This window comes from Streptomyces sp. NPDC045846, assembly GCF_056431605.1.
Genome location: NZ_JBWKKJ010000008.1, coordinates 470,508 through 489,033 on the forward strand (window position 1 = coordinate 470,508; position 18,526 = coordinate 489,033).

Annotated in this window: 16 protein-coding genes; 6 read left to right on the plus strand and 10 right to left on the minus strand. The window is 72.6% G+C overall.

All coding sequences use genetic code 11. The features are described from left to right. Window positions 1-191 precede the first annotated feature (191 nt). Both AC07F3_RS24815 and AC07F3_RS24820 read left to right on the plus strand, forming a co-directional pair. Window positions 192-515, plus strand: a complete 324-nt coding sequence (locus AC07F3_RS24815) for a DUF742 domain-containing protein (RefSeq protein WP_479116662.1) — start codon at window positions 192-194, stop codon at window positions 513-515. After that, on the plus strand, window positions 496-1,101 hold the full coding sequence (locus AC07F3_RS24820; protein ID WP_114038120.1) for a GTP-binding protein: 606 nt from the start codon (window positions 496-498) through the stop codon (window positions 1,099-1,101). Before AC07F3_RS24815 ends, AC07F3_RS24820 begins: the two co-directional genes overlap by 20 nt. A gap of 66 nt (window positions 1,102-1,167) precedes the next feature. On the opposite strand, the gene glpK is transcribed toward AC07F3_RS24820, so the two are convergent. The 6 genes from glpK to AC07F3_RS24850 all read right to left on the minus strand — a co-directional run bounded on the left by glpK (window position 1,168) and on the right by AC07F3_RS24850 (window position 6,900). Then, window positions 1,168-2,679: a glycerol kinase GlpK gene (gene glpK / locus AC07F3_RS24825; protein ID WP_479116628.1), complete on the minus strand. Its 1,512-nt coding sequence runs from the start codon at window positions 2,677-2,679 to the stop codon at window positions 1,168-1,170. 28 nt (window positions 2,680-2,707) lie between these two features. Continuing rightward, window positions 2,708-3,433, minus strand: coding sequence for an MIP/aquaporin family protein (locus AC07F3_RS24830; RefSeq protein WP_479116629.1), 726 nt, complete (start codon window positions 3,431-3,433; stop codon window positions 2,708-2,710). 345 nt (window positions 3,434-3,778) lie between these two features. After that, on the minus strand, window positions 3,779-4,969 hold the full coding sequence (locus tag AC07F3_RS24835) for a lipid-transfer protein (RefSeq protein ID WP_479116630.1): 1,191 nt from the start codon (window positions 4,967-4,969) through the stop codon (window positions 3,779-3,781). Continuing rightward, window positions 4,966-5,394: a Zn-ribbon domain-containing OB-fold protein gene (locus tag AC07F3_RS24840; protein ID WP_479116663.1), complete on the minus strand. Its 429-nt coding sequence runs from the start codon at window positions 5,392-5,394 to the stop codon at window positions 4,966-4,968. The genes AC07F3_RS24835 and AC07F3_RS24840 overlap by 4 nt, the downstream gene beginning before the upstream one ends. Before the next feature lie 115 nt (window positions 5,395-5,509). After that, window positions 5,510-5,857: an Mpo1-like protein gene (locus AC07F3_RS24845; protein WP_479116631.1), complete on the minus strand. Its 348-nt coding sequence runs from the start codon at window positions 5,855-5,857 to the stop codon at window positions 5,510-5,512. Window positions 5,858-6,057: 200 nt separating this feature from the next. Beyond that, entirely contained in the window at window positions 6,058-6,900 is an 843-nt protein-coding gene (locus AC07F3_RS24850; RefSeq protein ID WP_479116632.1) for a M15 family metallopeptidase, read from the minus strand. Between the two features lie 98 nt (window positions 6,901-6,998). On the opposite strand from AC07F3_RS24850, the gene AC07F3_RS24855 reads away from it, so the two are divergent. Beyond that, window positions 6,999-7,520 carry an NUDIX domain-containing protein gene (locus AC07F3_RS24855; RefSeq protein ID WP_479116633.1) on the plus strand — a complete coding sequence of 174 codons (522 nt, stop codon included), beginning with the start codon at window positions 6,999-7,001 and terminating at the stop codon, window positions 7,518-7,520. Between the two features lie 77 nt (window positions 7,521-7,597). Here AC07F3_RS24855 and AC07F3_RS24860 read toward each other — a convergent pair whose 3' ends face one another. Beyond that, a complete protein-coding gene (locus AC07F3_RS24860; RefSeq protein ID WP_479116634.1) occupies window positions 7,598-9,952 on the minus strand; it encodes a glycoside hydrolase family 31 protein in 2,355 nt (784 codons plus the stop codon). Window positions 9,953-10,170: 218 nt separating this feature from the next. Here AC07F3_RS24860 and AC07F3_RS24865 point away from each other — a divergent pair, with 218 nt between their 5' ends. Continuing rightward, on the plus strand, window positions 10,171-12,159 hold the full coding sequence (locus AC07F3_RS24865; RefSeq protein ID WP_479116635.1) for an acetoacetate--CoA ligase: 1,989 nt from the start codon (window positions 10,171-10,173) through the stop codon (window positions 12,157-12,159). 11 nt (window positions 12,160-12,170) lie between these two features. On the opposite strand, the gene AC07F3_RS24870 is transcribed toward AC07F3_RS24865, so the two are convergent. Beyond that, on the minus strand, window positions 12,171-13,490 hold the full coding sequence (locus tag AC07F3_RS24870; protein WP_479116636.1) for an aminotransferase class I/II-fold pyridoxal phosphate-dependent enzyme: 1,320 nt from the start codon (window positions 13,488-13,490) through the stop codon (window positions 12,171-12,173). Between the two features lie 45 nt (window positions 13,491-13,535). Between AC07F3_RS24870 and AC07F3_RS24875 the strand changes: the two genes are divergently transcribed. Then, entirely contained in the window at window positions 13,536-14,810 is a 1,275-nt protein-coding gene (locus tag AC07F3_RS24875) for an MFS transporter (RefSeq protein WP_479116637.1), read from the plus strand. 75 nt (window positions 14,811-14,885) lie between these two features. Continuing rightward, on the plus strand, window positions 14,886-15,719 hold the full coding sequence (locus AC07F3_RS24880; RefSeq protein ID WP_479116638.1) for a hypothetical protein: 834 nt from the start codon (window positions 14,886-14,888) through the stop codon (window positions 15,717-15,719). Between the two features lie 109 nt (window positions 15,720-15,828). Here AC07F3_RS24880 and ptsP read toward each other — a convergent pair whose 3' ends face one another. Further along, the gene (gene ptsP / locus AC07F3_RS24885) at window positions 15,829-17,499 is read right to left on the minus strand and encodes a phosphoenolpyruvate--protein phosphotransferase (RefSeq protein WP_479116639.1); all 1,671 of its coding nucleotides are present in this window, start codon (window positions 17,497-17,499) and stop codon (window positions 15,829-15,831) included. Window positions 17,500-17,580: 81 nt separating this feature from the next. Next, complete coding sequence (locus tag AC07F3_RS24890) at window positions 17,581-18,030, minus strand: PTS sugar transporter subunit IIA (RefSeq protein WP_479116640.1); 450 nt, start codon at window positions 18,028-18,030, stop codon at window positions 17,581-17,583. Window positions 18,031-18,526: the final 496 nt, after the last annotated feature.

Below are 18,526 nucleotides of genomic sequence, written 5' to 3' on the forward strand. Positions count from 1 at the left end.
TCCGGGGCGTTCTGGCGGTCGCCCTTTGCCACGGTGACAATCCCACCATTACCTCTGCCCCCCCCCCCTCCCCCCTCCCCCCCCCCCCCCCCCCCCCACCCCCCCCCCCCCCCCTTCCCCCCCCCCCCCCCCCCCCCCCCCCCCACCACTGGTTCGACGACGACGCGGGCCCGGTGGTGCGTCCGTACGCCATGACGCGCGGCCGCACCACCAGCGAGGGCCAGCACCGGCTCGACCTCATCGCCGTGGTCGTCCCGGAACCGGCCGCGGACGACCCCGGCCGGGACCAGACGCTCTCCCCGGAGCACGTGGAGATCGTCGAACGCTGCGGCGAGACCCCGCAGTCGATCGCCGAACTCGCGGCCGGGCTCGACCTCCCCGTCGGGGTGGTCCGGGTCCTGGTCGGCGATCTCGTCGCCGACGCCCTGGTGCACGTAACCCGACCCGTTCCGCCGGCCGAGCTGCCGGACGAGTCCCTTCTCCGCGAGGTGATCAATGGCCTTCGGGCGCTCTAGCCGCAGGAAGCGGCACGTCGATCCGGTGACGCTCAAGATCCTCGTCGCCGGCGGCTTCGGCGTCGGCAAGACCACCCTGGTCGGCGCGGTGAGCGAGATCCGCCCCCTGCGCACCGAGGAACGCCTCAGCGAGGCGGGCCGCCCCGTCGACGACCTCGCCGGTGTGGAGGCCAAGAGCACCACCACGGTGGCCATGGACTTCGGGCGCATCACGCTCCGCGAGGACCTGGTGCTCTACCTCTTCGGCACGCCGGGCCAGGACCGGTTCTGGTTCCTGTGGGACGAGCTCGCCCAGGGCGCGCTCGGCGCGGTCGTCCTGGCCGACACCCGCCGCCTGGAGGACTGCTTCGCCGGCATCGACTACTTCGAACGGCGCGGCATCCCGTTCACCGTCGCCGTCAACTGCTTCGACGACGCCACCCGTTACCCCGCCGACACGGTGCGCGCCGCGCTCGACCTCGACCCCGAGGTGCCGCTCCTCATGTGCGACGCGCGGGTCCGCGAGTCCGTCAAGGAGATCCTGGTCGGGGTGGTCGAGCACGCCATGGCGATGTCGGCCAAGTCCCGTCAGCCCGCCACCACTTGACGGTGCCGGACCGATGCGCGGCCCGTACCCCCACCGACCGGGGTACGGGCCGCGCGTCCACGGGGCCTACCGGCCGCTCTCCTCGTGCCAGCCGAGGCTGCGCTCCACCGCCTTGCGCCAGTGGGCGTACTCGCGCTCACGGACCGGGGCCTCCATACGCGGAGACCATTCCACATCGCGCTGCCAGTGCGCCCGCAGTTCGTCGAGGTCCGACCACACGCCGGTGGCGAGCCCGGCCGCGTACGCCGCTCCCAGGCAGGTCGTCTCGGACACCCTGGGCCGGATCACGGGGACCCCGAGAACGTCCGCCTGGTGCTGCATCAGCAGGTTGTTGACGGTCATCCCGCCGTCCACCTTCAGGCTCGTGATCTGCACACCCGAGTCCTGGAACATGGCGTCGACGACCTCGCGGGTCTGCCAGCTCGTCGCCTCCAGGACCGCGCGGGCCAGGTGCGCCTTCGTGACGTACCGGGTCAGCCCCGTGATGACCCCCCGCGCGTCGGAGCGCCAGTAGGGCGCGAAGAGCCCGGAGAAGGCGGGCACGATGTAGGCCCCGCCGTTGTCGTCGACGCTCGCAGCCAGGGACTCGATCTCGTCCGCGCTGCGGATGATGCCGAGCTGGTCCCGGAACCACTGCACCAGGGCCCCGGTGATCGCGATCGAGCCCTCCAGGCAGTAGACGGGAGCCTGTTCGCCGATCTTGTACCCGACGGTGGTGATGAGCCCGCTCTTGGACGGCACGGGCCGGGCGCCGGTGTTGAGGAGCAGGAAGCTGCCCGTCCCGTACGTGTTCTTCGCGGTCCCCGTGTCGTAGCAGGCCTGTCCGAAGACCGCCGCCTGCTGGTCGCCGAGCGCGGAGGCGACCGGGACGCCCGCGACGTGGCCGACGGCCGTGCCGTACACCTCGGCCGAGGACCTGATCTCGGGCAGCATGGCCCGGGGCAGGTTCATCGCGGCGAGGATCTCCTGGTCCCATTGCAGGGTCTCCAGGTCCATCAGCAAGGTCCGTGAGGCGTTGGTGACGTCGGTGACGTGGACGCCACCGGAGGTGCCGCCGGTCAGGTTCCAGATCAGCCAGGAGTCGATGGTGCCGAAGGCGATCTCGCCGCGCTCGGCGCGGGTCCGCAGGCCGGGGACGTTGTCCAGCAGCCAGGCGGCCTTGGGCCCGGAGAAGTAGCTCGCCAGCGGCAGCCCGGTGGCCTCGCGGAACCGGTCCTGCCCGTCGCTGCCGCCCAGTTCGTGGCAGAGGGCGGAGGTCCGGGTGTCCTGCCAGACGATCGCGTTGTGCACGGGCTTGCCGGTCGCCCGGTCCCAGAGGACCGTCGTCTCACGCTGGTTGGTGATGCCCAGCGCGCTGAGCTGTTCGGCGCGCAGCCCGGCCCGGGCGAGCGCGCCCGCCACCACGGCCTGCACCTTGGACCAGATCTCGGCGGCGTCGTGCTCCACCCAGCCGGGCTTGGGGAAGATCTGCCGGTGTTCGCGCTGGTCGACGGCGACGATCGCCCCGTCCTGGTTGAAGATGATGCAGCGGCTGGAGGTGGTTCCCTGGTCGATCGCGGCGACGAACCTGTCCGTCATGGCTACCCCTCGTTCTCAAGGCTGCGGGTCAGAAGGCTGCGTGGTGGATGAGGCCGCCCAGGGCCCCGCCGATCAGCGGGCCGACCACCGGGATCCAGGCGTAACTCCAGTCGGACGTCCCCTTGTTGGGGATCGGCAGCAGGGCGTGCACGATGCGCGGCCCGAGGTCGCGTGCCGGGTTGATGGCGTACCCCGTGGGACCGCCGAGCGAGAGGCCGATGCCGACCACGAGCAGGGCCACGACGAGCACCGTGACACCGGATTCGCCGAGCCCCTTGGTGTTGCCGAAGGAGAGGACCGGCAGGACGAGCCCGACGGTCGCGATGATCTCCGTGACCAGGTTGGCGACCGGGTTCCTGAGCTCCGGGATGGTGGAGAAGATGCCGAGCGTCTCCAGCGCTTCGTCCTGGTCGGCGTTGGCCTGGAACTGCGCGAAGTAGGCGAGATAGGCGAGGACGGCGCCGAGCACGGCACCCACCAGCTCGCCGCAGAGGTAGACCCACACCTTGCCCCAGCTGCCGGTGTCGATCGCGATGCCGATCGTGACGGCCGGGTTGAGCTGACCGCCCGAGAGCGGTCCCGCCGTGTACGCCCCGGCGAGCACGCCGAAACCCCAGCCGAAGGCGATGACGACCCACCCGGCCGCCCTGGCCTTGGAGTGCTTGAGGGTGACGGCGGCGCAGACCCCGGCCCCGAACAGGACCAGGATCGATGTGCCGATGACTTCCCCGACGAAGATGTCCCCGTTGCTCATGGCGGCTCCTAGGCCCTCGCCCGGGGTGTGCCCCGGTCTCCGTGCACGGTGCGCGCTTCCCATGGCGGCGAGACCGGCCGCGGGGGAACCCGGACGCCGGCCGGCGTCGCTTCGAGCATGCCTCGTCGGCGCGGTCAGCCGTGCGGGCGGCGCCGCGGAGCCGCGCGCCTGCCACGCGACCGGGAGTTGGAAGACGGTGACGCCGAGAGACAACGGGAAGTGTTCACCGGCCGTGATGGACCGTCAAGGTCGCCGACAGCACGGCCTGTTGGCCCGCCGGACGGCGGGTACGGGCGGCCGCGTTCCGGACGCCCAGTACCTGACCACGTGATCGGGCGGGTCGCTTCAGCGCACCGCCACCACCGAGGAGCCGTGTCCGAACAAGCCCTGGTTCGCGGTGATGGCGACCCGGGCGCCGGGAACCTGACGCGCGCCCGCGGTGCCCCTCAGCTGCCAGGTGAGCTCGCAGACCTGGGCGATGGCCTGGGCGGGCACGGCTTCCCCGAACGACGCCAATCCGCCACTGGTGTTGACCGGGATCCGCCCCCCGAGCGCGGTGGCCCCCTCCCGTACGAGCTTGGCCCCCTCACCTGTGCCGCACAGCCCGAGGTCCTCGTACCACTCCAGCTCCAGGGCGGTGGACAGGTCGTAGACCTCCGCCAGTGACAGGTCCTCGGGCCCGATGCCCGCCTCTTCGTAGGCGGCCCGTGCGATGGACGCCCGGAAGGAGTGCGGCGAGGGCTCGACGGCGGCCGCCGAGTCGGTCGCGATGTCGGGCAGGTCGAGGGCCGTCCGGGGATAGGTGGGGGTGACCGTCGAGACCGCGCGGATGCGCACCGGGTCGGGGGCGCCGTGGCGGCGGGCGAAGTCCATGCTGGTCAGGACGAGCGCGGCGGCTCCGTCCGAGGTGGCGCAGATGTCGAGCAGGCGCAGCGGGTCCGCGACGACGGCGGAGGCGGCGACCTCCTCGGCGCTGACGGCCTTGCGGTAGCGGGCGTTGGGGTTGAGCGCGCCCGCCGCCGCGTTCTTCACCTTGACCTGCGCGAAGTCGTCGACGGAATCGCCGTGCAGGGCCATGCGGCGGCGGGCGAAGAGGCCGAAGTAGGCCGGGTTCGTGGCGCCGAGCACCCGGAAGCGCAGCCAGTCCGGATCGTCGGGCCGCTCGCCCCCGGGCGGTGCGAAGAACCCCTTCGGCGCGGCGTCGGCGCCCACCACGAGCACCACGTCCGCCATCCCGGCCAGGATCTGCGCCCGCGCCGCGTTGATCGCCTGCGCGCCGGAGGCGCAGGCCGCGTACACGCTGGTCACCCGCGCACCCTGCCAGCCGAGCGCCCGGGCGAAGGTCGCGCCCGCCACGTAGCCCGGGTAGCCGCCGCGCACGGTGTCCGCGCCGACCACGGCGTGCACGTCCCTCCAGTCGACCCCGGCGTCGGCGAGCGCCGCGCGGGCCGCGACCGTCCCGTACTCGACGAAACTCCGGCCCCACTTGCCCCACGGGTGCATTCCGGCGCCCAGGACCGCGATGTCCTCGCTCATGGGGTCACCTCCACGGGCCGCCAGTGCCAGGTCGTCCAGGTGGTCTCCGCGTCCTCGTTCAGGACTCCGGGCACCACCTCGACCTCCGTGCCCACCGCGAGATCGGCGGTGCGCACCCCGGGCGCGGCCTGCCCGAGCACCATCATCCGCTCGGCCGCCAGCTCGACCGCGACGAGCGTGGTGGGCTCCCAGGCAATGTGCGGGTCGGACACATAGGGAGCGGGCGGGCGGTAGCGGCCGTCGGTGTACGACCACACCCGGCCGCGCGGGGAGAGGGGCACCTCCTCCAGCTCGCCGCCCGCACAGGCGGGATTGCGGCAGAAGGAGTCCTCGCGCGGGAAGAAGACACCGGCACAGGCGGTGCAGCGGGTGCCGAGCAGCCGGAAGTCCGGTCCCTCGGTGTCCGTGAACCATCCCGTGACCACAGGCGTGCGGGTGCGTGCTTCGGTCAAGGCCCCTCCCGGCACTCACTTCTGACGGAACGTCAGAAGTGTGCCACGGGCCGGGGGAGTTGGGGAGGGGCGGTCGGCGGATGCGGGCTCAGCGGTTCTCGGCGAGCCACTTGGCGGCGATCTCGCCGAGCTCGTGGTCGCGTCCGGCCAGCATCATCCGGATCATCTGCCGGTCGCCGCGCAGCGACCAGGCGGGGTGGCCGAAGGTGGCCGGGTTGTTCCGCTCGATGAACCAGTGGGCCGGCCAGGCGGTCCCGTACCCGATGAGCGGCAGGGCCAGCGCGTACCGCTTGCGCCCGCGGGCGAGCCCGTAGGCGCTGATCGCGAGCCCCGTGAGGGTGCCGGTGAGGTGGACCCACCGGGTGGCGGCCCGGGAGTGCATGGCCACGTAGTAGGGCCAGAACTCCTCGTACGAAGCGAACGTCGGCTGTGTCATGGGCCAGAACCTAATCGCTCCTCGGAGAACCGGATACGCCTGCTTCGCGTCCGAGAAGACAGAGCGGGTGCCCGGGACCGACGGGGGTGGCTCCGGACACCCGCTCGACCCCCAACCGGAACACGGCCCGGCCGCGCCCGTACCGGCCGGGAACGGGCGAGGGCCGGGCTCGCCCCGGCGAACCGGAACGGTGGGTCGCCTCAGTGCCCGGCCACCGAGCGCCAGGCCACGGGGAAGTCGAAGTAGGTGTCGGGGAACGGCTCCGGCCGGTACGTGAAGTGCCACCACTCCTCGGGCAGGTTGACGAAGCCCTGCGCCTCCAGGGTGCTCCTGAGGAACCGCCGGTTCGCCCGCTGCGCGCCCTGGACGCGCGGATCGTCGGTGTGCGCCAGGGTGTCGAAGCAGTCGAAACCGGTGCCCATGTCGACGGAGTTGTCGGGGAACCGCTCCTTCTTCGGGGCGTAGCAGGCCACGAGCGGCTGCCCGGGGCGGTAGGGACGGGTGGGAAGGGCGGGCAGCTTCACGATCGTCAGGTCCATCGTGCTGCCCCGGCTGTGCCCGGACTTCTCGGCGATGTACCCGTCCGCGAACAGCCTCGACTTGTCGACACGCGGATAGAACTCCGCCTTCATCCGCTCGTCGTCCAGGTCCTTCGCCCAGCGCACGAAGTGGTCGACGGCCCGCTGCGGCCGGTAGCAGTCGTACACCTTCAGGGAGTAGCCCTGCCGCAGCAGCTTCAGCTGCGCCCGGTGCAGCGCCTCGGCGGCGGGCCGGGTCAGGATGCACAGCGGCTGCCGGTACCCGTCGATGGGCTCACCCACGAAGTCGTGCGGCGTGATGTAGCGCATCTCCTGGATGATCGACGGGTCGACCGAGCTCAGCGCCACGAACGCCCTCGGTGCCTTCGGCTCCGGCGCCGCGTGCGCGGTGGGGGAGAGGGCCGTGACGGTGAGCAGTGCCGCCGCGGCGGCGACCAGCCCGCGCAGCGCCCGCGACGGGGTCCGCCGGGAGACGGGGTCTCGTCGTTCCGTACGTCGTGTCATGTGCACACCCTCCATCAGGTCAACCGGTCGTCGGGAAAGGGTGGTCGGCGCTCGGGACGGCCCTCCCCGGGGCCGCGGCCGTCGGCTACAGTCCGCGCGTGACCGCCACCCCGAAGCAGCCCCTCAAGGACTCCCACTGCGGTGCGTGCGGAGCACCGTACCCGGCGGACAGCGCCTGGCCGAGAGCCTGCGCGGCCTGCGGCGCGGTGGCGTACCGCAATCCGCTGCCGGTCGCCGTCGCGCTCCTGCCCGTCACCGACGCGCGCGGCACCGCCCTCGTCGTGATCACCCGGACCATCGAGCCCCGGCGGGGCTGCCGCGCGCTGCCCGGCGGGTTCATCGACCACGGCGAGAGCTGGCAGGACGCGGTCGTCCGCGAGCTCAGGGAGGAGACCGGCATCGAGGCCCCGGCCGTCGCGGTCCGTCTCGCGGACGCCCTCAGCTCCCCCGAACACCTGCTGCTCTTCGGCCTGTTGCCCCCGTGCCCGGCCGAGGTGCTGCCGCCCTCGCGGCCGACCGACGAGAGCGGCGGCTGGGAACTGCTGCGGGAACCGGCCGAGCTGGCCTTCCCGCTGCACACCCGGGTGGTACGCGGCTGGTTCGCGGGGCAGTACCGCTGAGCGGCGTCGCGGCGAGCCGGTGAGGCGTGGCGGGCGGAGCCGCCCGGCCGCAGTGCCCCGGCCCGGCACGGGAGCGCTCAGCGGATCGCGCCCCGCACCCGCACCGGGTAACCGACCTCGCGGCCGGCCCCGCCGTCGACCCGCTCCACGACCACCCGGCCGTGGTCGACCCGGGTCGAGAACCGCTCGGCCCGCGCCGGCTCCCAGCCGTCCCCGGTGTCCCGGACCACGATCCCGCCCCCGGTGCGCCCGGCGGCCGGCGCCCACACCTCCAGCTCGATGCCGCCCCCGTCACCCCGCACCGGAATCACCGAGCCCGCCCGCGCGAGCACCGGGATCCGGGACAGGGGCGCATTCAGCAGGACCTGACCCGGGCCGTCGTGGGCCTCGCCGGTCGTGGTGTCGTACCAGCGTCCGCGCGGCAGCCGCACCGCCCGCTGGTCGGCGCCCGGCTCCAGGACCGGGGCCACCAGGAGCGCGTCGCCGAGCAGGAAGGAGTCCTCGCAGTCGCGCAGCGCCCGGTCGGACGGCGCGCCCCACCACAGCGGGCGCACATAGGGCGCCCCGGTCAGCCGCGCCAGGTGGGCCAGGGTCACGAAGTACGGGCGCAGCCGTTCCCGTTCGGCCAGCGCGGCCCGCGCGCTCTCCAGCACCTTGGGGCCGAACTCCCAGGGCTCGCGCCGCCCGGCCCACTTCGCCGAGTGCGTACGGAACAGGGGCAGCCAGGCGCCCAGTTGGAACCAGCGCAGATACAGCTCGGGCGAGGGGCTGCCGGTGAAGCCGCCCACGTCAGGACCCGAGTACGGCACGCCGCACAGGCCGAGGCCGAGCACCAGGGAGAGCGAGGCGCGCAGACCGGGCCAGCCGCTCGTCACATCGCCGGACCAGGTGCCGCCGTAGCGCTGCATCCCGGCCCAGCCGGAGCGCGAGAACAGGAACGGCCGCTCGTCGGGGCGCAGTCTGCGCAGCCCCTCGTATCCGGCGCGGGCCATGGTGAGGCCGTACACGTTGTGGGCCTCGCGGTGATCGCCGCCGTGCCCGTCCAGGTCGTGCCGTGCGGATCGGGGCAGCGTCGGATCGCCGACGGGCGCGAACGACACCGGTTCGTTCATGTCGTGCCACACCCCGGCGAACCCCTGGTCGAGCCGCTCCTGGTAGAGCCCGCCCCACCAGGCGCGGGCCCGGGGGTCGGTGAAGTCCGGGTAGGCGCACTCGCCCGGCCACACCTCGCCGCGCACCTCGTGCCCCCGGGCGTCCTTGACGAAGGCCCCGGCGGCGAGCCCGCTCGCGTAGACCGGGTTCTCCGGGTCCGCCCTGACCGCGGGGTCGACGATCGAGACCAGCCGTACGCCGTCGTCCGCCAGGTCCTTGGCCAGCCGCGGCAGATCGGGAAAGGCCTCGGGGTCGACGGTGAAGACCTGGTGGGCGTCGTAGTGGTCGATGTCCAGGTGCAGCGCCGACAGGGGCAGACCGCGCTCGGCGTACCCGGCCGCGATCCGCCGCACCTCCCGGTCGCTGCCGAACCCCCAGCGCGCGTGCTGGGGGCCCAGCGCCCACGACGGGGGCAGGGCGGGCGCGCCGGTGAGCGCCGTCCAGCCCTGGAGCACGCGGGCCGGGGTGCCCGCCACCACCCAGCAGCGCAGCGGACCCCCGTCCATGCGCAGCTCGCTGCCGCCCGGCCGGTCGTGCCCCGATCCGGCCCCCTCCTCGCCCTCGCGCAGCACCACCCGGCCGTCCCAGGTGCTGTCGTAGAACGCGAGGTGGGTACCCGCGTCCGCGACCACCAGTTGCACGGGCATGGTGATGTACAGCGGGTCGTCGCCGGGCACGAAGGCGCCGCCGGGGTCGGTGTTCCACAGCCGGTAGACGCCGTCCCGCAGCCGGGGCCCCGCGGCGCGCCCGCCGAGTCCGAAGAAGCGCGCGTCGGCGGCCACTTCGGACCGCTGCGACCAGCGGGCCGGGCCGCCCCCGACCGGCTCCCACCAGCGCGGCGGCAGCTCCCGGCGCAGCACCACCCCGCCCGGCGTGCACACGTCCACCGCGCCGTGCCGGGAGATGACCACGGTCAGCCGCTCGGAAACGACCCGCCAGCCGCCGTCCTTGTCCGGCTCGAGGACCGCCCGGGGATCCGGCTCGGGCACCCGGCCGCCCAGCGCGTAGGACGGCTCGGGCCCGGCCCCGTCCCAGCCCCAGAACACCGCGCCGCCCGCCGCGACCCGCACCTCGAGCTCGGAGCGCGCGAACCGCACCACACCGCCGCCCGCACTCGGCTCGGCCTCGGTGACGGCTCCCGGCACCCGGGCCCGCTCCGGGCCCCGCGCGGGCAGGTCCCGCGCGTCCGCCCGGCGCCGCCGCACGGCCGAGCGCATCGCCCGCAGCCCCCGCACCGAACCGACCGCCTTCACCGAGCGCACCAGGTCATCGCCGTTCATGCAGCTCACCCTGCCACCCGGACGGCCCTGTGCGGGGTTCGTTCAACTGCCGTTCACCCGTGGCGGCACCACATGCCCCGGCATCCGACTATGGGCGGGGAACCCTGGTGCGGAAGACGATCACATGGCATCGTCCCTGTCAGCCGCCTCACGCGCACACCCCCTCGCGTGTGCGCGGGAAACACGCACACCACGCGTTACAGCCCGGGAGCCGACCCATGACCTCAGCAGCGAACCCCGCTCCGCAGCCCGCGCCCCTGTGGCAGCCGGACTCCGACCGCATCGCCGGAGCGCGGATCACCCGCTTCCAGGCCTGGGCGGCCGAGCGCTACGGGGCACCGGCCGAGGGCGGGTACCCGGCTCTCCACCGCTGGTCGGTCGCCGAGCTCGACACCTTCTGGCAGGCCGTCGCCGCATGGTTCGACATCCGCTTCTCCTCCCCGTACGAAGCCGTCCTCACCGATCGAACGATGCCCGGCGCCCAGTGGTTCCCCGGCGCCACCCTGAACTACGCGGAACACGCGCTGCGCACCGCCGAGGACCCGGCGCGGGCCGCGGACCCGGCGCTGCTCCACGTCGACGAGAGCCAGGAACCGGTCGGGATCAGCTGGTCGGAGCTGCGCCGCCAAGTCGGCTCGCTGGCAGCCGAGTTGCGGGCCCTCGGGGTGCGCCCCGGCGATCGCGTGAGCGGCTATCTGCCCAACGTTCCCCAGGCGGTCACCGCGCTGCTCGCGGCCGCCGCCGTCGGCGCCGTGTGGACCTCGTGCGCGCCCGACTTCGGCGCCCGCAGCGTGCTCGACCGCTTCCAGCAGGTCGAGCCCGTCGTCCTGTTCACCGTCGACGGCTACCGCTACGGCGGCAAGCAGCACGACCGCACGGACGTCGTCGCGGAACTGCGCCGCGAACTGCCCACCCTGCGCGCCGTCGTGCACATCCCGCTGCTCGGCACGCCCGCCCCGGAAGGCGCCCTCGAATGGTCCGCCCTCACCGCGGGCGACCAGGAGCCGGTCTTCGAGCAAGTGCCCTTCGACCACCCCCTGTGGGTGCTCTACTCCTCCGGCACCACGGGCCTGCCCAAGGCGATCGTGCAGTCCCAGGGCGGCATCCTCCTCGAACACTTCAAGCAGCTCGGACTGCACTGCGACCTCGGCCCCGGCGACCGCTTCTTCTGGTACACCTCCACCGGCTGGATGATGTGGAACTTCCTCGTCTCCGGCCTGCTCACCGGCACCACCGTCGTGCTGTACGACGGCAGCCCCGGGTACCCCGACACGGGCGCGCAGTGGGGCGTCGCGGAGCGCACCGGCGCCACCCTGTTCGGCACGTCCGCCGCGTACGTCATGGCCTGCCGCAAGGCCGGAGTGCACCCGGGCCGCGACTTCGACCTGTCCCGCGTCGCCTGCGTGGCGACCACCGGCTCGCCGCTGCCGCCCGACGGGTTCCGCTGGCTCCACGACGAGGTGCGCGAGGACCTGTGGATCGCCTCGGTCAGCGGAGGCACCGACGTCTGCTCCTGCTTCGCGGGAGCGGTTCCGACCCTCCCCGTGCACATCGGCGAGCTCCAGGCACCCTGCCTCGGCACCGACCTCCAGGCCTGGGACGCCCAGGGCAGGCCGGTCGTCGGGGAGGTCGGCGAGCTGGTCGTCACCAACCCCATGCCGTCGATGCCGATCCGCTTCTGGAACGACCCGGACGGCAGCCGCTACCGCGACAGCTACTTCGACATGTTCCCGGGGGTGTGGCGCCACGGCGACTGGATCACCCTCACCGACCACGGCTCGGTGATCATCCACGGCCGGTCCGACTCGACCCTCAACCGCCAGGGCGTGCGCATGGGTTCGGCCGACATCTACGAGGTCGTCGAGCGCCTTCCGGAGATCCGCGAGTCCCTGGTCATCGGCCTCGAAGAGCCGGACGGCGGGTACTGGATGCCCCTGTTCGTCCACCTCGCCGAGGGCGCGGTCCTCGACGAGGAGCTCCGTACGAAGATCAAGCGGGCGATCCGCGAGCAGCTCTCGCCCCGCCACGTCCCGGACGAGATCATCGAGGCGCCGGGTGTCCCGCACACCCTCACCGGCAAGCGCATCGAGGTGCCCGTGAAGCGCCTTCTGCAGGGCACGGCCCTCGACAAGGCCGTCAACCCCGGCTCGGTCGACAACCTGGACCTGCTCCGCTTCTACGAGGACATCGCCCGCAAGCGCGGCTGACGGGCCCCGCGTCACCCCCCGTAGGTGGCCTCGGACTCGCCCAGCACAGCGGCGAAGTCCGAGGCCAGCCCCCCCGCCTCCGAGCTGTCCAGACCGGCCACGGTGATGCGGACGCCGGGCGCGGCGGCGATGCGGAAGCGGGCCCCCGCCGCCACCCACCAGCCGCGCGTACGCAGCCCGTTGACGACCGCCGATTCATCGCGCACCGGCACCCACACGTTCATCCCGCTCGCCCCGTGCGCCGCGATCCCTCGCCGGGCCAGCTCGTCGACGAGAGCGGCGCGCCGCTCCCCGTACGTGGCCTCCGCGCGCGCCACCAGGAGCTGGGCCGACGGATCGTCCAGCAGGCCCAGCACCGCAGCCTGCAACAGGTGACTCACCCACCCCGAGGTGAGCAGCAGCCGTCCGTCGTGCCGCGCCAGCGTCACCGGATCGCACGCGGTGGCCGCCCACCGCAGGTCGGTCCCCAGGTACTTGGTGACCGTACGCACCTGGGCCCACCGCGAAAGCCCGCCCTGGGTCAGGGAGTTGAGCTCCGCACCGGCGATCTCGGCGGCGTGGTCGTTCTCGATGACCAGCACCTCCGGCGCCTTCCGCAGCACCTCGACCAGCTCGTCGCGGCGCGTCCGGGAGAACCGCCCCCCGTACGGGTTCTGCGCCCGCGGACTGCACACGACGGCCCGCGCGCCGCCGCGCAGCGCCGCTCGCAGCGCCTGGGGTCGCATGCCCTCGTCGTCCACGGCGACCGCGATCGTGCGCAGCCCCATGGCGTGGAGCAGATCGAGCAGGTGGTGGTAGCCGGGATCCTCCATGGCCACCGCGTCCCCGGGCCGCAGCTCCGTGGTCAGCAGCCGTGCGACGCAGTCGAGCGCGCCGTGGGCGAACGTCACGTGCTCGGACGGCACCCCGTCTCCCGCGAACCAGGCCCGCACGCGCTCCTCCAGCTGGGGCAGCCGCGGCGTGGACCGGTGGGAGCGGGGGCCCGTCGACGGCGCGACGAGACCCGGCAGATCCGGCAGGAACGCCGCGTCCGGGTGGCCGCCCGCGAGATCCCGCAGCCCCTCGGGGACCTTGGGCGGTCTGCGGGAAGCGACGGCCGGCGCCGCGGCCACCACGGTTCCCCCGCGTCCGCGCGTGACGACGACACCGCGCCCGCGCAGCTCCTTGTAGGCGGTGGCGACCGTGCCGGGGCTCACCGCGAGCTCGTCGGCCAGCCTGCGCACCGGAGGGAGGGCGTCGCCAGGGCCCAGGCCCCCGTCGGCGACCGCGCGCTCGACGGACGCGGCAATCCCCTTGGCTGTCGTACCAGAGATCGAATATTGTGCTGCCACGTAAGTGATTCTGTACCAATACATAAAGTCGGTCAAGGGGGAGCAATGAGCTGGAGCCGCCGCAGGGCAGCGCTGTGGGAACGCGTCCCGGGAGGCCTCGACGGCCGCCGGATGCTGTCGGTCGCCTTCGTCGACCGGACCGGAAGCGGCCTGTGGGAAGCCGTCTCCGTCCTCTACTTCACCTACGTCGCCGGACTCTCGCTCGCCCAGATCGGCACCCTGGTCGCCGCCTCCGGTGCCGTCGGCATCGCGGGCGCCCCCATCGGCGGCCGCATCGCCGACCGACTGCCCCTCACCCGCGTCCTCGTCGGCCTCCAAACCCTGCGCGCCGTCGCCGCGTTCGCGCTCCTGACCACCGACAACTTCGCCCTCCTGCTCCTCATCGCCTCCGTGGGAAGCTTCGGCGACCGCTCGGCCAACGTCCTCACCAAGCTGTACGCGGCCCGCATCGCCGGCCCCGACCGCGTCCGCTACCAGGCCGTCAGCCGCACCGTCGCCAACGCGGGCTGGGCCGTGGGCGGCCTCGCGGCGGCAGGCGCCCTGGCCGTCGGCTCGGTCTCCGCCTACCAGTGGCTCCTCGCGGGCAACGCCCTCTCGTTCGTCGGCTCCGCCCTCATCACCGCGCTCTGCGCCGAACCGCCGTCCCCCTCCCGCACGGTCGCCAGGTCCGGCGACCGTGCGGCCCGGCCGAACCCGACCAACCCCTGGCGCGACCGCCGCTACCTGGCCTTCGTGGCCACCGAGACCGTCCTCTTCCTGGACGACGCGGTGTTCAAGGTCGGCCTCCCGCTCTGGACCGTCCACGCCACCGATGCCCCGCACGGCCTCGTCCCGCTGCTCATGGTGCTCAACAACGTGATGGTGGTCGCCCTCCAGGTGCCCCTCGCCCACTTCGGCGCCACCACCGCGGCGGCCCGGCGGCTCCTGTTCCCGCTCTGTGCGATCTTCGCGCTGGCGGGCGTGGCCATCGCGGCCTCCGCGGCGCACGGCGCCGCGCTCGCCACCGCCTTCCTCCTGATCGCGACGGCCGCCTTCACGCTCGCCGAGATCATCCACGCGACCATCTCCTGGGAACTCTCGATCGCCCTCGCGCCCGACGCGGCACAGGGCGCCTACCTCGGAGTGCACGGTCTGGCCCAGTCGGTCCAGCGCAGCATCGGGCCCCTCGCCGTCACCGCGGCCATCGCGACCGGCCCGGCCGGCTGGCTCACCTTCGGCACCGTCATCGCCGGAACGTGCCTGGTCCAGCACCGCCTCGTCCAGCCGCGACCACGGCGGACGGCACTGTCAGTGGCTTCGGTTACGGTGAGTGAGCATTGATCGACACCGTGCTCAGGGGGAAACATGGCGCACGCCCAACACATCAGAGCCATCCGTCGCACACTCCGCCGTGAAATGCCGAGCACCGTCGGCCTGATCGCCGACGCGCACGACTTCACGGCCATGACGAGATACCGATCCTTCGTCTTCGACGACCACACGGCCTACCTCCGACAGGTCGAAGGACTCCTGCGCGCCCTGGCAGCCCAGGGAGCGCACACCACGGTCGCCCTCTTCGACCCGGACGAGTTCACCGAGTTCTGCGCCTCCAGAGGCCTGGACCCGGACACCGCGGACAGCCGCACCCGCTTCACGGCCGAACTGGCCGCGGGCGGCGCCTGCGTGGCCTACGCGGGCCAGCCCATCGACAGCCTGGTGCCGCAGCTCATCAACAAGGCGGTCCGCAAAGCCACTTGGGAGTACGCGACGCTGCTCCTGGCCGAGGCGGGGGAGTGCGCCGAATGCGGTCAGGACATCGGCCGGGCGGCCTTCGACAGCGCCTCGCACCTGCTCCTGAGCCTCCTGGAAGCAGCCGGCCCGGGCATCCACCACCTGGTGTGCAGCATCCCGGCCCAGGAGCAGCAACTCATCGCCGTCCTGCACGCGGAGCGGACGGGATTCGACCCCGTACGCCTCGACGAGACCGAAGCGGCCGAGTTCGTGACGGTCCTGGCGTCCGGCATCGCCCGGCACAGCGCGGGCGGACTGGTACTCCGTACGACTGAATCGGGAGTCCCCGACCGACTGCACGGTTGGCGCCTGCACCAGGGCCGGCTCGACCCGCTGACGGCGGGCGAGGTCTTCAGCGCGTACTGCACCGACGCCGAGACCGGCGACCCGCTCGCCCCGGAACCCGACGCGGAGTACCGCCCCGGCTTCCCCGTCGACCAGCCCGACTCCCACCACTGAAGCGACGCAGGACCGGGGACCGGGCAGGAGACCACGGACAAAGAAAAGGGGGGCTCCCCGCCGCACCGCGACGGGAAGCCCCTCTCACACCGGTCTCACGACCGCCCGGTCACTCCCCGGACAGCACCGCCTGGGCGGCCTTGCGCGCGTCCTCCGCGGTGTCGGCGGCACGCGCCGCGGACGCCGCACGCTCGCACTGGGCCAGCGTGTACTTCGCCAGCGTCGCCCGCACGTAGGGAATGGACGCCGCACCCATCGACAGGCTGGTGACACCCAGCCCGGTCAGGACACAGGCCAGCAGCGGATCGGAGGCGGCCTCGCCACACACACCACAGCTCTTGCCCTCGGCCTTGGCGGCCTCGGCGGACAGCGAGATCAGGTCGAGCAGCGCGGGCTGCCACGGGTCCTGGAGCCGGGACACCGCGCCGACCTGCCGGTCGGCGGCGAAGGCGTACTGCGCCAGGTCGTTGGTGCCCAGCGACAGGAACTCGACCTCCTGCAGGATCGAGCGGGCCCGCAGCGCGGCGGAGGGAATCTCGACCATCGCGCCGAACTTCGCCTGCAGCCCGGCCTCCCGGCACGCGTCGGCGAAGGCCTTCGCGTCCGTACGGTCGGCCACCATCGGCGCCATGACCTCGAGGTACACGGGCAGACCCGCGGCGGCCTTGGCCAGCGCGGTCAGCTGCGTGCGCAGCACCTCGGGGTGGTCGAGCAGCGAGCGCAGACCCCGCACGCCGAGCGCCGGGTTCGGCTCGTCGGCCGGGGTCAGGAAGTCGAGCGGCTTGTCGGCGCCCGCGTCCAGCACCCGCACCACGACGCGCCCCTCGGGGAACGCCTCGAGAACCTTGCGGTACGCCTCGACCTGCTTCTCCTCCGACGGCGCCTTGGCGGAGTCGTCGAGGAAGAGGAACTCGGTACGGAACAGACCGACGCCCTCGGCGCCCGCTTCCACCGCGGCCGGAACGTCGGCGGGACCGCCGACGTTGGCCAGCAGCGGAACCTTGTGGCCGTCCGAGGTGGCGCCCGGACCGGACGAGGCGGACAGCGCCGCCTTGCGCTCGGCGGCCGCCCGCTCGAGCTCGGCCTGCTTCTCCACACTCGGGTCGACGAAGATCTCGCCCGTGCTGCCGTCCACGGCGACGAGCGTGCCCTCGGCCAGCTCACCGGCGCCCGGCAGTGCCACGATCGCCGGAACACCGAGCGCCCGCGCCAGGATGGCGCTGTGGCTGGTCGGCCCGCCCTCCTCGGTCACGAAGCCCAGCACCAGGGCCGGGTCGAGCAGCGCCGTGTCGGCGGGCGCGAGGTCCCGCGCGATGAGCACGTACGGCTCGTCGCTGTCCGGCACACCCGGCATCGGCACGCCGAGCAGACGCGCCACGATCCGGTTCCGCACGTCGTCGAGGTCGGCGACGCGTCCCGCCATGTACTCACCGGCACCCGCGAGCAGCTCGCGGTAGTGCGAGAACGCGTCGTACACGGCGCGCTCGGCGGTGCTGCCGACGACGATGCGCCGGTCGACATCGGACATCAGCTCCGGGTCCTGGGCGATCATCGCCTGGGCCTCGAGCACGGCCTGCGCCTCACCGCCGGCCAGATTGCCACGCGCCATCAGGTCGGCCGCCACAGCTTCCACCGCCTGGCGAGCGCGCCCCTGTTCGCGCTCGTGCTCCGACGCCGGAATCTGCTTGGCCGGCGGTTCGAGGACCGCCGTGCCCATGTGCCGTACCTCGCCGATCGCCACACCGTGGCTCACGCCGACGCCTCGCAGCGTTGTCTCCATCTCACCCGTCTCCGATAGTCGCGGCGGTCTCGGCCGCCGCCGTTGTTGTCCGTCCAGCGCGCCGTCGCGGCGGCGCGGGCGTCACTGCCAGCTGAACAGCGCGTCGCCGGCCTTGACGTCACCGCTGTCGACGACGCCGGCGAGGGAGTCAGTGGTGGCCTCGAGAGCCACGATGGGACAGATGGGGGACTTGCCGGCGGCCTCGACGGCGGCCGGGTCCCAGCGCACGACCTCCTGGCCGCGCGTCACGGTGTCGCCCTTGTTGACGAGGAGCGTGAAGCCCTCGCCGTTGAGCTGAACGGTGTCGATTCCGAGGTGCGTCAGCACACCGTGCCCTTCGTCGTCGACGACGACGAAGGCGTGCGGGTGCAGGGACACAACGACGCCGTCCACGGGCGCCACGGCCGCCGACGGCTCACGAACGGGATCAATAGCGGTGCCGGGGCCCACCATCGCGCCGGAGAAGACGGGGTCGGGCACTGCAGCGAGCCCGATGGCCTGTCCGGCAAGTGGGGACGTCACGCTAGTCATGGGGAGCCTCCCAGGGGCGGAGCTTCAAGTGTCGCCGTCACTACCTGTCCTGGACGGCGTACTGTTCAGAAGGGTAAGTCATAAGAAGTCCTAGTTCCGCACGACAGGTGACGGTTGACGGACCTAGGTGCACACCGGAAACGATTTGCCTCAACTCCCGGTGGCCTGTACTGTCGTACTCCTGCCTGACCCCATCACAGCACTGTGATTCGGCGGTCGGCGGCGCCTACCAAGTCCCGATCCTAACCTGGATTTCTGACTCCGCATGCTGCGGAGACGGTGGTCAGGAAGACGGAAAAGACTTGCTAGAGTCTGAATCGCCGGAAAGCCAATAAGGCCGGAAAGCGAAAAGCCCGCTCCAGCGGGTGGCAGAAACAAGAAATTGGATCTGCTAGGCTGGAAACACGAAATACCGAAGGGAAGCGCCCGGAGGAAAGCCCGAGAGGGTGAGTACGAAGGAAGCGTCCGTTCCTTGAGAACTCAACAGCGTGCCAAA